At 33.8% G+C, this 13,853-nt stretch carries 10 protein-coding genes; 5 read left to right on the forward strand and 5 right to left on the reverse strand.

Features of this window, described 5'->3' with window-relative positions:
- Positions 1 to 29: 29 nt before the first annotated feature.
- From J7E44_RS15275 to J7E44_RS15285, 3 genes are all read right to left on the reverse strand, one after another.
- Positions 30 to 2,327, reverse strand: a complete 2,298-nt coding sequence (locus J7E44_RS15275; protein ID WP_214831231.1) for a GH92 family glycosyl hydrolase — start codon at positions 2,325 to 2,327, stop codon at positions 30 to 32.
- An 89-nt stretch (positions 2,328 to 2,416) separates the two neighbouring features.
- Positions 2,417 to 3,100 (reverse strand): response regulator transcription factor, encoded by a 684-nt coding sequence (locus J7E44_RS15280; RefSeq protein WP_214831232.1) that lies wholly within the window; start codon positions 3,098 to 3,100, stop codon positions 2,417 to 2,419.
- A gap of 18 nt (positions 3,101 to 3,118) precedes the next feature.
- Positions 3,119 to 4,366 (reverse strand): sensor histidine kinase, encoded by a 1,248-nt coding sequence (locus J7E44_RS15285; RefSeq protein WP_214831233.1) that lies wholly within the window; start codon positions 4,364 to 4,366, stop codon positions 3,119 to 3,121.
- 170 nt (positions 4,367 to 4,536) lie between these two features.
- Between J7E44_RS15285 and J7E44_RS15290 the strand changes: the two genes are divergently transcribed.
- From J7E44_RS15290 to J7E44_RS15305, 4 genes are all read left to right on the forward strand, one after another.
- Positions 4,537 to 4,947, forward strand: a complete 411-nt coding sequence (locus J7E44_RS15290) for a DUF1573 domain-containing protein (protein WP_214831234.1) — start codon at positions 4,537 to 4,539, stop codon at positions 4,945 to 4,947.
- A 206-nt stretch (positions 4,948 to 5,153) separates the two neighbouring features.
- Positions 5,154 to 6,035 (forward strand): SDR family oxidoreductase, encoded by an 882-nt coding sequence (locus J7E44_RS15295; protein ID WP_214831235.1) that lies wholly within the window; start codon positions 5,154 to 5,156, stop codon positions 6,033 to 6,035.
- Between the two features lie 73 nt (positions 6,036 to 6,108).
- Positions 6,109 to 8,307, forward strand: a complete 2,199-nt coding sequence (locus J7E44_RS15300; protein ID WP_214831236.1) for a M1 family metallopeptidase — start codon at positions 6,109 to 6,111, stop codon at positions 8,305 to 8,307.
- Between the two features lie 116 nt (positions 8,308 to 8,423).
- On the forward strand, positions 8,424 to 9,251 hold the full coding sequence (locus J7E44_RS15305; RefSeq protein WP_214831237.1) for an endonuclease/exonuclease/phosphatase family protein: 828 nt from the start codon (positions 8,424 to 8,426) through the stop codon (positions 9,249 to 9,251).
- 4 nt (positions 9,252 to 9,255) lie between these two features.
- Here J7E44_RS15305 and J7E44_RS15310 read toward each other — a convergent pair whose 3' ends face one another.
- Together J7E44_RS15310 and J7E44_RS15315 are read right to left on the reverse strand one after the other, a co-directional pair.
- Entirely contained in the window at positions 9,256 to 9,942 is a 687-nt protein-coding gene (locus J7E44_RS15310) for a response regulator transcription factor (RefSeq protein ID WP_214831238.1), read from the reverse strand.
- A complete protein-coding gene (locus tag J7E44_RS15315; protein ID WP_214831239.1) occupies positions 9,932 to 11,251 on the reverse strand; it encodes a sensor histidine kinase in 1,320 nt (439 codons plus the stop codon). The genes J7E44_RS15310 and J7E44_RS15315 overlap by 11 nt, the downstream gene beginning before the upstream one ends.
- Positions 11,252 to 11,382: 131 nt before the next feature.
- On the opposite strand from J7E44_RS15315, the gene J7E44_RS15320 reads away from it, so the two are divergent.
- Complete coding sequence (locus tag J7E44_RS15320) at positions 11,383 to 13,755, forward strand: outer membrane beta-barrel family protein (RefSeq protein WP_214831240.1); 2,373 nt, start codon at positions 11,383 to 11,385, stop codon at positions 13,753 to 13,755.
- Positions 13,756 to 13,853: the final 98 nt, after the last annotated feature.

Below are 13,853 nucleotides of genomic sequence, written 5' to 3' on the forward strand. Positions count from 1 at the left end.
TTATGTTTTTTGAGAATGATAAATATTAATTATTTCTTCGCTTTCGCGCTCATGTAAAAAGTCAATTTCCCTCCACTCGTAATATCAGAATGTTTCAATATGAAATTCTTTATTTCTTTACCATTTAAAACAATCTTTTCTACATATACATTCTTTGGACTTTGATTAACCGCTTCAATTTCAAAGGTTTTTCCGTTTTCTAAATTTAGTGTTGCATGTTCTATAGCCGGGCTTCCAATTGCATAATCTTCAGATCCGGGAGCAACAGGGTAGAATCCAAGAGAGCTTAATATATACCATGCACTCATCTGCCCGGCATCATCATTTCCTCCTAATCCATCTGGAGTAGCTTTATATTGCATTTCTAAAATATGACGGATCTGTGCCTGTGTTTTCCAAGGTTGTCCTGCCCAGTTATAAAGATAAGCGACATGATGAGCCGGCTCATTTCCATGAACATAGCCACCAATAATTCCTTCACGTGTAATATCCTCCGTATCTGCAAAAAATTCATCAGGTAAATGCATGCTAAATAATTCATCAAGTTTTGTTGAAAACTTTTTCTTGCCACCCATTAGAGTAATAAGCTCATCAGGATTTTGGGGAACGAAGAAGCTGTAGTTCCATGAGTTACCTTCAATAAATCCTTGCCCGTGAGTACTCAGTAAGTCAAAATCTTTTTTGAAACTTCCATCTGCTAAACGAGGTCGCATAAACCCGATGTTTTTATCTAAATTATTTTTCCAGTTTCCGGAACGCTTGATAAATTGATCGTAAATTTCTGTTTCACCTAAATGTTTTGCCAATTGAGCAATTGCCCAATCGTCATAAGCATATTCTAAAGTGTTTGAAACTGAAGTTCCACTTTTTTCAGCAGGAATATAGCCTAAATCTATATATTGTCCTATCCCTTCATAATCTCTTTTGTTGGCTGTTTCAACGCAGGCTTTTAATGCAGCTTTAGGATCGCCGGTATAAACTCCTTTGATAATAGCGTCTGCCACTACACTCACACTGTGATAACCACTCATACACCAGTTTTCATTAGCATAATGAGACCAGATCGGCAGCATTTTCATAGAGAATTGCTCATAATGAGCCATCATAGATTTTACGATATCATCATTTCGTTTGGGCTGAATAATATTAAATAAAGGATGTAAGGCTCGGTAGGTATCCCAAAGTGAAAATGTAGTATAGTTGGTAAATCCATTCGCTTTATGAACATTTTGATCCAAACCTTTGTATTCACCATTGGCATCCATATAAGTTGTAGGATTAATGAATGTATGATACATTGCCGTGTAGAAATTTGTTTTTTCGGTCTCGGAACCTTTAACGATAATTTTGTTTAACTCATTGTTCCAATTTTCCTGAGCTTTTACTTTTACCTGATCGAAAGATAAGTTGCCGGCCTCTTTTTCCAGATTGTCCATGGCATTGTTTTGACTGACAGGGGATAATGCTAATTTTACTTCAATAGCTTCATTTTCATTCGTGTCGAAATCAAAATTCATTTTCAGATTTTTTCCGGCGATCTCAGGGAAATTTTTAGTCTGGTCAAATTTCCTCCAGAAACCTCCATAAACCTGTTTGCCATCATAGTTTTTTTGACCGTATGATTTAAAAGGTTTGGAAAATTGGATGGCAAAATAAACGGTTCTTGTCCTCGCCCAACCACTGGTCTGTCTATATCCGGTAATGGTGTGGTCATTTTCTACACGGACATAAGTCCAGACGTTTTTACCATCATAATTATAAATCCCGGCCATCAGGTCTAAAATAATGTGTGCCTGATCTGATTTTGGAAATGTATAGCGCTGAAGACCTACCCTTGTTGTTGCTGTAAGCTCAGCTAAAATATTGTGATCTTCAAGTTTTACTTTGTAATAACCAGCTTCTGCTTTTTCGTTCTGGTGAGAGAATCTACTTCTGTAACCGCTTTCAGGATTGGAGGCCGTTCCAGGATTGAATTGTAATTTTCCTACTGTAGGCATCATCAATAAGTCTCCTAAATCTGAATGACCTGTTCCGCTAAAATGAGTAGAGCTGAAACCAACAATTGTTTTGTCTTCATAGCGATAACCTGCACAATATTTGTAAACTTCCCCATTATATTTTCCGTTGAGTTCATAGGAGATGGTATCTGTTTCAGGGCTTAACTGAACAGAGCCAAATGGAACTGTCGCTCCAGGATAGGTGTGCCCCATTTTTTCAGTTCCGATAAGTGGATTGACATATTGAATTAATTTTTCAAATTTTTGAGCTTTAAAACTGATGCTAAAAAATAGCAGGAATACAAAAAGATAAGTTCCTGATTTTATCATGGGTAGGTAAATTTTTAAAAAGATAAAATTAAATAAAAAACAAAGAGTAATTATCTACTGCCTTACTTTATATGAAATTCGTTAAGTATTTATTTTTTTTCAGAAAAACGGAAACCTATTCCATGTAGATTTTCAATCAAAATATTCTTCTCATCAATAAGTACTTTACGCAGTCTGGAAATAAATACATCGAGACTCCGTCCCATAAAATAATCATCATCACCCCAGATCGCTTTAAGGATATCCTGCCTTTTTAGAACAACATTTTTGTGGCGGATAAAATATAATAGCAGTTCAGATTCTCTTTGTGTAAGCGTGATGCTGCTTTCCATATCCTGCAGGGTATAGTTCTTGGGGTCAAAATTATATTTTCCGACTTTATATTTTAGCTGAGAGGTATCTGTTTTCTTTGTGCGTTTCAGGAAAACTTCAATTTTTAGGATTAATTCCTCTATGCTGAATGGTTTTACCAAATAATCATCAGCACCAATTTTCAGCCCTTTGATCCTGTCTTCTTTTAAAGCTTTTGCAGAAATGAAAATGATGGGGATTTCAGAATTTTTACTGCGGATTTCCTGGGCTACTTCAAATCCATTCAGTTCTGGCATCATAATATCCAAAAGACAAATGTCAAAACTCTGGCTATTGAATGCATCAAGTGCAGATCTTCCATCAGGATAACAGTAGATTTCATAATAACTTTCCAGGCTATCCTCGATGAGGAAAGCTATAGTTTTGTCATCTTCTGCATATAAAATTTTAGATTTCTCCATATCTACACATTATTAAATTTAAAATGGGAAAAAGATCGTTACCGTAATTCCTTTATCTGTATTATTCTCAACTGAAATTTTCCAGTTATGTTGCCGGACTACTTTTTTTACATAAAATAACCCTAATCCAAAACCATTGATCTCCTCCGTCTTTTTTGTATTCACCCTGTAAAACTTTTCAAAAATATCAGAAATATTTTTAGCAGGAATCCCCATTCCATTGTCTTTAAACTTTAAATATAAGCCTTTTGAGTCTTTAGATGCTGAAATTACAATTTGGGGTTTTCCTTCACAATACTTTATGGAGTTATCTAAAATGTTGTAAATGATATTTGTAAAATGAAATTCATCTGCCATTATGGAGAAGCTGTTTTCGATTTCTACATGAATGGTAACATTTTCATTCTTTTGCTGTATGGTACTGGTAATTTCCTGAACAAATGGAAGCAGTATTATTTTTATGGGCTTTAAGGACAGTCCTGAAGAATCATTTTTAGCAATATTCAGTATTTTTTCAATGTGGTTATTAAGCTTATAGCTTTGATTAATAATGATGGAAGTATAAGTTTGCAGTTTGGGGTTTTCCTGTACTATATTTTGCTTACTGAGAGATTCTGAAGCTAAAAGTATAGAAGATAATGGTGTTTTAAATTCATGGGTCATATTATTGATAAAGTCACGTTGTAGTTCTGAGAATTTTTTTTGTTCAATAATAGTATATATGGAATATACATATACCAAGAGAATGATAATAAGAGCAAATGTAAGTAAATACCAAAACCTAAGTGAACTTATTAAATAAGTCGTTTTATCAGGAAAGCGTATGGAAAAATAATAGATCAGATTTTTATGCTTTGGAAAATTAATAACCTTATCACTGGGGCTCTCCTGATTTTTCGACATATATTTCCCATAAATCATTTTATCGCTATGGCAATTGTATAGGGCATATACATAATCGGTATTAATTTGAAAACGGGTGAATTCTGTTCTAAGGTAATGTTCCAGAACGACAGGGTGAAACTCATTATTGGTATTGACCACGTAATAGTCATTGGCAATATTCTGTACAGGGTTTTCTGTGAAAGAAGCCTTTCCACCAGACAATTTTTCCGCTACCTCTAATAAAGCGATATTTACTTTTTGGTTAAATTTTTTATCTTCAAGATTATATGCCTGTCGGGTCCATAGCAGCTGAGCTATTAAAATTCCGATAATAGCAATGAATCCTAACGTTATAATGATATTAAGTTTTTTTATTTTCATTTCTGAAACAATATTATCCAAAAATATCTATTAATCTTTTATCATTAACAACTCGTTAACAAATGTTTGACAGCGGTTAACAAGTTGTAGTGCTAATCCGCTTTACATTTGCTATACAAAAAGATAATAACCGGTTCCTTAAATCTTTATAACAAATAAAATTTATACTCATGAAAAAATTAAAAATCTCAGCACTTTTGGCTGTTTTGGCATTCTCACCGTTTTATGCAAATGTATTTACTGCTGAAAGTACTTCAATAGTAAGAATGATTGCAGATGCAATTAAATGGAAATCAGAATCTATAGATGTAGGAAATATTCCGCAAGGAAAACCAAAGATTATCAGATTTGAATTTACCAATACATCTTCAAAGCCAATAGTTATTGAAAATGTAGCGCCATCATGTGGTTGTACAACAGCAGATTATACTAAAACTCCAATTCTTCCAGGAAAAAAAGGATTTGTAGAAGCCAGTTTTAATGCAGCTGCTGCAGGCCCTTTCATGAAAACGGTGAATGTTACAACAAGCGAAAGCAAAACTCCTAAAACACTTTCATTTAAAGGAGTAGTGGTTTCATAATACATTTTACGATAAGATAATCATAGAACAACCTTGCCATTTATGACAAGGTTGTTTTTTTGCCTTGTCTTGTAAGCTATTGTCATTTTTCTTCTATGACTTTTAAACATAGCAGAGAATAACTATTTATAACATTATTATTTATCCCATTATTTTAAATGGCATGAATTCAATATTTAGTATTTTTAGGAAAAAATAAAATTTATATGAATTTATATACACAACCAATGTTACGTGAAGGCGCATTAAAAGATAAAGTAGCTATTGTAACAGGAGGCGGAAGTGGTCTTGGAAAAGCTATGACCAAATATTTTCTAGAGCTTGGAGCTAAAGTTGTTATTACTTCAAGAAATCTTGAAAAGCTACAGGGGACAGCAAAAGAACTGGAAGATGAAACAGGAGGTAAAGTTCTTTGTGTTGCGTGCGATGTAAGAAACTGGGATGAAGTGGAAGCGATGAAAGAAGCGACTCTGAAGGAATTTGGAAGAATTGATATTTTATTGAACAATGCTGCAGGGAATTTTATTTCACCAACAGAGAGATTAACGCATTCTGCTTTTGATTCTATTTTAGATATTGTTTTGAAGGGAACAAAAAACTGCACACTTTCTATAGGAAAGCATTGGATAGATTCTAAAACTCCAGGAACAGTTTTAAATATTGTGACGACGTATTCCTGGACAGGTTCAGCTTATGTTGTTCCTTCAGCCTGTGCCAAAGCAGGAGTTTTGGCTATGACCAGATCTTTAGCGGTAGAATGGGCAAAATATGGAATCAGATTTAATGCTATTGCTCCAGGACCATTTCCTACAAAAGGAGCTTGGGATAGATTACTTCCCGGAGATCTACAGGAGAAATTTGATATGAAAAAGAAAGTGCCGTTAAGGAGAGTTGGGGAACATCAGGAGTTGGCTAATTTAGCTGCTTATCTGGTTTCAGATTATTCTGCTTATATGAATGGAGAAGTAGTAACCATCGATGGTGGTGAATGGCTTCAAGGTGCTGGAGAATTCAATATGTTGGAAGATGTTCCGCAAGAAATGTGGGATGCTTTAGAAGCTATGATCAAATCCAAAAAATCAAATTAGTTAAATATTCCCGAATCTGTAACAAGTTCGGGATTTTTTTTACTTATCTAACAAGATCTTAAATTTTTTTTAAATGAATTGTAAACTCCCAACCCTTGTTTCCGCTATTGCAGTCTTTCTGTTTTCAGGATCTGCTTTTGCTCAGGAAACTCCGAAATATGATTATGTAGAAGCATTCAAACCTTTCTTCTATCCTCAGACGGGGACGGAAACCCGTTCTGCAAGCGGGCAGCCAGGTCATGCTTATTGGCAGAATTCAGCCGACTACAATCTAAATGTTAGCCTGAACGATACTAAAAATGAAATTACAGGTACCGCTGAAATTAAATATACCAATAACAGCCCGGATCAACTGAGCTTTCTTTGGTTACAGCTGGATCAGAATTTATTTGAGAAAGACTCACGTGGTAATGGTGTAGTACCTATGACAGGAAGCCGAAATGGTGCTCATGGAGAAAAACTGGAAGGTGGTTATAAAATTAAATCTGTGAAACTTGACGGTAAGGATGTAAAATATACGATTACCGATACGAGAATGCAGATTGATCTGCCTAAGGATCTTAAATCAAAAGGTGGAGTCGCAAAAATTACAATAGAGTATTCTTTTGTATCTCCAGAATATGGGTCTGATAGAATGGGAGTACAGGAAACTAAAAATGGTAAAGTTTTCACCATGGCACAGTGGTATCCAAGAATGTGTGTTTACGATGATGTGCTGGGTTGGAATACAATGCCTTATCTTGGTGCATCAGAATTCTATTTAGAATATGGAAATATCACAGCAAACATTACGGTTCCAGCTAATCAGTATGTAGTAGCTTCTGGAGAACTTCTCAATTATAAAGAAGTATATAGCAAGGAAGAAAATAACCGATGGGAGCAGGCAAGAAACAGTGATAAAACTATAATGATCCGTCCAGAATCAGAAATTGGTAAAAATCAATCCTCAGGAACTAAAACCTGGAAATTTAAAATAGATCAGGCAAGGGATTTTGCCTGGGCATCTTCATCGGCATTTGTATTGGATGCAGCAAAAATTAACCTGCCAAGTGGTAAAAAATCTTTAGCTATTTCTGCTTATCCCGCAGAAAGTGGTGGTGAGAAGGCCTGGGGGAGATCTACAGAATATACCAAGGCAGCAATAGAACATTATTCTCAGAAATGGTATGAATATACTTATCCGGCAGCCACAAACGTTGCTGGAAATGAAGGTGGAATGGAATATCCGGGTATTGTATTCTGTCATATGGATTCTAAAGGCGATGACCTTTGGGGAGTTACCGACCATGAATTCGGACACAACTGGTTTCCAATGATTGTAGGTTCTAATGAGAGGTTATTTGCATGGATGGACGAAGGTTTTAATACATTTATCAATGAATTATCTACAGAAGCTTTCAATAAAGGTGAATATTATAAAAAACAGAATATCGCTCAAACCGGAAGTTTTCTGATGAGTGATAATTTTGAGCCGATAATGGTTGGTGCCGATAATATGAAAGAAAGAAACATTGGCGTTCTTGCTTATTTTAAACCGGGTATGGGATTAGGGATTTTAAGAGAATCAGTTCTTGGTCCTGAAAAATTTGATAAGGCCTTTAGAACATATATTGCACGATGGGCTTTTAAACACCCAACACCATGGGATTTCTTTCATACAATGGAAAATGTTTCCGGTGAAGAACTGAACTGGTTCTGGAGGGGTTGGTTCTTTAATAAATGGAAAATTGATCAATCCGTTAAGAACGTGAAATACATCAATGGCGATTTTAAAAATGGAGCTCAGATTACGGTTGAGAATCTTGGTCAATTACCGATGCCAACTACAGTACAGATCAAGTTTAAAGATGGAACCACACAGATTGTAAAACTTCCTATTGAACTTTGGAAACGTAATAACGAATGGACTTTTAAAGTAGATACTGCTAAAGAGATCAATGAGGTGAAATTGGATCCGAATTCTCAGATCCCAGATATTAATCCGAAAAATAATAGCTGGCCTACAGAAGAAGTAAAGCCTGCTGAAAAAATTAACCTGAAAGAATTTACAGGAATATTTGGTAGTAAAGAAGTTCCAATAAAAATAACATTTACTGAAAAAAACGGACAGCTTTTTGGGCAAGGAACAGGACAACCTGAGTTTCCGCTTGAATATGCTGGTAACAGTAAATTTACTTTTGATCAGGCTGGACTCGCTATCATTTTTAGTAAAGATAAAAAGTCGATTACTTTTACGCAGGGCTCAAAAGAATTCAAATTCACAAGAGAATAGTTTTCTTTAAAACATCTAAAAGAACAAATATTTAACAATATAATCATGTTTTTAAAGCTTCTCTATCATAGAGAAGCTTTATTTTTGTTATCTTATTATTTAAAATAATTATGATTATGAATTTTAAGTTTTCAATCTTTTTTTTAATGTTTTTTGCCACTGGATTTTCACAGGATCTTAAAGTAATGAGTTTTAATATCAGGCTTCAAGTAGATTCTGATAAAGAAAATGCATGGACCGAAAGAAAACCGGAGGTACTGGACTTACTAATGTATTATCACCCGGATTATTTTGGGGTTCAGGAGGCACTTCCGGAGCAGATGAAAGACCTTAAAAGTGGATTGAAGAACTATGATTATGTAGGAGTAGGAAGAGATGATGGTAAAGAAGATGGTGAGTTTTCGGCTATTTTTTATGATAAAGAAAGATTGCAGGTATTACAGTCAGGCACTTTCTGGCTTTCGGAAACTCCTGAAAAACCTTCCAAAGGTTGGGATGCTGCCTGCAACAGGGTTTGTACTTATGCTGTTTTCAAGGATAAGAAATCTAAAAAAGAATTTTTAGCAATGAATCTTCATTTTGATCATATCGGAAATGTAGCAAGAACGAAATCCGCAGAATTAATTTTAAAAAAGATAAAAGGGTTAAATCCTAAAAATTTACCATTAACGTTAAGTGGAGACTTTAATTTAACGGATACCAGTGAACCAATTAAAATAATTTCTCAAAATCTTAAAGATAGTTTTTATAATTCCGAAACTAAACATTATGGTCCGGTAGGAACTTTCACGGCATTCAATGTCAATGAAATCCCTAAAGACAGGATTGATTATATTTTTGTAAAAGGAATGAAAGTAAGATCCCATAGGCATATCAATGATAGAAGGACGAACTTATTATACCCTTCAGATCATTTTCCTGTTATTGTAGATCTATCATTATAAAATATTATTTCTTCGGGAAATCAATTTCGAATCCAATTCCTCTCAGGGATTGGATTTTTATTTGTGGGTCATCACTGAAATATTTTCTAAGTCTGCTTATAAAAACATCCAGACTTCTTCCTGAAAAATAATCATTAGCTTCCCAAAGGTTGTCAAGAATGTCATCACGCTTTATGGTTTGATGGTTGTATTTCAAAAGATAAAGTATGAGATCTTTTTCACGGATCGTTAGTCGAACATTTCCCTTAGGATGTGATAACAGAAGTTTTTCAGAATCGAGAATGTAATCACCGATTTTTAATTGTGTTTCTACAGATGGAAGGGTACTTCTTTTTAAAATATTCCTTATTCTAAGGATCAGTTCCTCAGGATCACAAGGCTTAGCGATATAATCATCAGCACCCATTTTTAAACCGGTAAGCCTGTCTATTTTTTGATTTTTTGCGGTTAGAAAAAGTAATGGAAAACGAGGTTTCTCTTTTAGGATTATTTTAGCTAAAGAAAATCCATCGATATTTGGCATCATAATATCTAAAATTCCAATTTGGAAAGAGAAGTCCGAATCTAATAAAGGTATTATATCTTCAGGATTTTGAAACCAGGTTACATCAAATTCATCCAGCTCCAGATATTGTTTCAAAATCATTCCAAAGTCAGGATCATCTTCTACCAAAAGAATTTTAGTTTTCATAAGGCATTTGTATTTTAAACGTTGTTCCTTCTTTTAGCTTACTTGCAACTTCTATCTTTCCATTATATTTTTTGATGATTTTTTGAATAAAATATAAGCCTAAACCCAAACCTTTTGTATTGTGTATGTTATTGGATTGTATTCTATAGAATTTTTCAAAAATGCTTTTCAATTCTTTTTTTTCCATTCCCTGTCCATTATCCGAAACTTCAATTTCTAAATGATGCAATGGCTGGGTAATCTTAACTTTTACAATAGATGCACCATATTTCACGGAATTTTCGCAAAGATTTTTCACCATAGTTTCCATCAGGTTTTTATCAAATGGAAGTTCTTGTGATATTTCATTTTTTAAATCAAACTGGATTTCTGAATACGTAAAGATTAGATCTTCAATAAAGAAGTCCCAGTCTTCGGGTTTTGTTGTAGATATTTCTTCTTCTGTTTCATCTTCATGAAGCTGAGACATCAGGTTTTCAAGACGGGTGATCTGTCTGTCTATAAGTGGTAGCGTCTCTGGATTTAAATTCTTTTTTAAAGCTTTTGAAGCTATTTTAAGTGTAGCAATGGGGGTTTTAAACTCATGCGAGATGTTGTCAACAACTGTATGTAAAATTTCAACCTGTCTTTGTTGTCGGATGAGATTCTTAACGGTGAAAATATACAGTATTAGAACACTGGATAGGATTGCAATACAACATAAAATAAGTAAAGCCAGGTCTTTAAAAACGATATTTTTAATATTTAGAATTTGATAACTGGTTTGGCTTTTTAAAAAGAAGGTGTTATTTCTTTCAATTTTTGGAAGATCATCAGAAACTGACTTTGAAGAGGTTTCCCATGTCCCGGTATTGGTGGATCCAGGTTCTGTAACTTTATTTTCAGTTTCGTAAACAATGATAGGTTGATCTATGAGATTGGTTTTTGTAGGGACAAAAGTGATGGATTTATACTCGATTTTCACGGCGATTATATATCCTTCTTTTTTGAATTCGTTATCTACATACTGGCTGAATTGTTTCTCAACATTCTTTCTGTTAGTAGTGAAAAAGGCTAAGAATTCTTTTTTACTGATTTCTTTATTGTTGTATTTTATAAAGATCTGTTGCAGTGATTGATTAGGTATCTTTTTTACCCCACCCTTGTCCTCTAGTCTGTCCGTATATGGAGTAAGTCTTTTATGTATAGTTCTATAGATTTCACGCTCTCTTAATTGATATGTTTTATAGGTAAAATAAGCTTGAATTCCTAAGAGAAACAAGAATAGTACTGTAAAAAGAGCGATAAGATTTTTACTTTTGGAAATCATCTGAACAAATATAAAAATTTCCTTTTTTCCTAATAGACATTAACTCATCATTAACCTTCTATTAACCGAAATTTCCTCTGATAATATACACTTTTGTAACGGAAGATCTTTCTTCTGTTAAAATAAAAGTCATGTATAAGTTTCTATTTTTTTTATGTCTCCCAATATTTCTGTTTTCTCAGAAACAAAAAATTGAAGGAACGGTATTAAATGCTGAAGGAGAAAAGCTTCCATTGGTGTCCATTGAAATTGTAAATTCAAAAAATGAATTGCTCAAAAAACTAATTACTAATGAGAATGGAGAATTTGTAATACAGGATATTTCTGAAAAATCTGTAAAATTAATCGTTAAGGATCTGGAGTATGCCCAGTTTGAGAAAAACCTGGATTTGGAAATTCAAAATCAACCGATAAATATTGTTTTAAAAAAAGAGATTCAAGATATTCAGGAGGTGGTGATGACGAAACAAAAACCATTGGTTAAAAGAAAGATTGACCGTCTTGAATTTAATGTGGAGAATAGCAATATTTCCTCTCTTAATGCATGGGAAATTTTAAAGAAAACCCCTGGTGTTACAGCTAATAATGATGTTTTGGCTATTAAGGGAAGTCAAAGTATTCTGGTGACCATCAATGATAAAAAAGTTATGCTTACAGGGGATGAGCTCAAGAATCTTTTAGAAAGTACACAAGGAGATGAGTTGAAAACTGTAGAAGTAATTACCAACCCACCTGCGAAATATGAAGCATCAGGAAGTGCTGTTCTCAATATTGTTATGAAAAAGAATAAAATAGAGGGCTATCGTGGTACACTTTCTTCCAAGTATGTACAAACTCAATACGCAAAAGGCTTGGTAGGAATTTCTCAATATTATAAGAAAGATAAGCTTTCAATGATGGGGAGTTATTATTTTGGTTCAGGAACTTATTATCGTGAAGGAACAGATTATGTAAACTACGTAGAAAGTGCTACCAGATGGATCAGTACAATGAACAGAAAAGACAAAAATAAGAGTCAGAATACATTGAATTTTAATGTTGAATACGAATTGGATAGTCTCACTAATTTAAGTCTCAACTACTCTGGGAATTTTAATCCAAGATCTTTCGGAACTTATCATGTACCTACTTTAATTTATAATAATCAAAATGTGGTTGAATCTAGTTATATCACAATCAATGATCATAATTCTCGTTCCATCAATAATTCCTTAAGCTTTCAGGTGGAAAGAAAATTAAACAAAAAAAGCAGCTTGGCGTGGATCAATTATTTTGCAGGAAATAATACCCGTAAATATCAAAATGTTCTTACTCATCTTGATTTTATTAATCAGCCTCCGGGAGAAAATAATTTTTTAACGAATAATAGAAATAATGTTCAGTTGTATTCTACCCAGGCAGATTATCAATGGAAAAATGAGAAGTGGGAGTGGGAATCAGGTGCAAAATATAGCTTTGTAAAAACAGATAGTCAATTGGATTTTTCTGATAACGAAAATGGGCAGGTGGAATACAGACCTGAAAAAAGTAATGTTTTTGATTATAAGGAACATAATTTTGCACTTTATGGTTCATTGGCTTACAATCCCGGGAAGTGGAACTTTAAAGCCGGTTTACGTGCTGAAAAAACAGATCTTGAGGGTATTGTCTCGGAGCCTTACGAAGTGAATACAAATAATTATTGGAGAGTATTTCCTACTTTGTATGCCCAATACACAACAGAGAATAATCACCAATTTGGATTATCTTATGGAAAGAGGATCAGCAGGCCTTCCTACTCATGGCTAAATCCTGCAAAGTCCTATTATAACTTGTTTTCATATTTCCAGGGTGATCCAAAATTGAAAGCAACAATTATTCATAATCTTAATTTAACTTATACCTGGAAGGAATGGAATTTTGATTTTTATTACCGAAAAGAGGTTTCCCCATCAATGGAGATTTCATATCAGGAACCCAGCAATAATAATCTGATCTATCATTACACAAATATTGAAAAAGGAGAAGCATACGGGTTGAGTTTATACAAAAGTTTCCAGCTTAAGCCGTGGTGGAGTTTAAGTGTATCTGAAAATCTTGAAAATAATCAAAATTATTTTATTGGTGTTGATAATATTTTATATAAAAATAAAGTCTGGAACTGGGTTTCGGATGTTTCCACAAGCTTCACATTAGATAAAAACAGTGACTGGAAAATAGAAGTTGGACATCAGTATAATTCTCCTTCTATACAGGGAACGTTTAGGATTTCAAGTTCTTCAACCACCTATTTGGTGATGAATAAGAAATTCTTCAGCAAAAAGCTGGAAGCAAGTCTTTTATTAAACGATATTTTTAGGACTTCCGGAGAGAAGGTAAGTACAAAATACGCTAATCAGGATAATTATTATTTGGATTATCGTGATGTTCAGAGTTTTTCGGTTACCCTAAAATTTAACTTTGGAAATCAGTCTGTTAAGAATACAAAGAACATAAAAAAGGCAGATGAACAAGATCGGATGTAAATAAAATATGTTAAAACTTGCTTTTATCAGACTTAAAAAGATGATAAATTATAATTCTGTGTTACATTTTACCTAATTTTGACACTTATTTTTAAAAA

Origin of the sequence: Chryseobacterium sp. ISL-6 (assembly GCF_018613715.1) — a bacterium.
GTDB lineage: Bacteria > Bacteroidota > Bacteroidia > Flavobacteriales > Weeksellaceae > Chryseobacterium > Chryseobacterium paludis.

What these genes read in the sequence shown, in the direction of transcription:
- J7E44_RS15280 (WP_214831232.1), bottom strand. Translation starts at nt 3,100, where the DNA reads ATGGAGAAATCTAAAATTTTATATGCAGAAGATGACAAAACTATAGCT.
- J7E44_RS15295 (WP_214831235.1), top strand. Translation starts at nt 5,154, where the DNA reads ATGAATTTATATACACAACCAATGTTACGTGAAGGCGCATTAAAAGAT.
- J7E44_RS15285 (WP_214831233.1), bottom strand. Translation starts at nt 4,366, where the DNA reads ATGAAAATAAAAAAACTTAATATCATTATAACGTTAGGATTCATTGCT.
- J7E44_RS15305 (WP_214831237.1), top strand. Translation starts at nt 8,424, where the DNA reads ATGAATTTTAAGTTTTCAATCTTTTTTTTAATGTTTTTTGCCACTGGA.
- J7E44_RS15275 (WP_214831231.1), bottom strand. Translation starts at nt 2,327, where the DNA reads ATGATAAAATCAGGAACTTATCTTTTTGTATTCCTGCTATTTTTTAGC.
- J7E44_RS15300 (WP_214831236.1), top strand. Translation starts at nt 6,109, where the DNA reads ATGAATTGTAAACTCCCAACCCTTGTTTCCGCTATTGCAGTCTTTCTG.
- J7E44_RS15315 (WP_214831239.1), bottom strand. Translation starts at nt 11,251, where the DNA reads ATGATTTCCAAAAGTAAAAATCTTATCGCTCTTTTTACAGTACTATTC.
- J7E44_RS15320 (WP_214831240.1), top strand. Translation starts at nt 11,383, where the DNA reads ATGTATAAGTTTCTATTTTTTTTATGTCTCCCAATATTTCTGTTTTCT.
- J7E44_RS15290 (WP_214831234.1), top strand. Translation starts at nt 4,537, where the DNA reads ATGAAAAAATTAAAAATCTCAGCACTTTTGGCTGTTTTGGCATTCTCA.
- J7E44_RS15310 (WP_214831238.1), bottom strand. Translation starts at nt 9,942, where the DNA reads ATGAAAACTAAAATTCTTTTGGTAGAAGATGATCCTGACTTTGGAATG.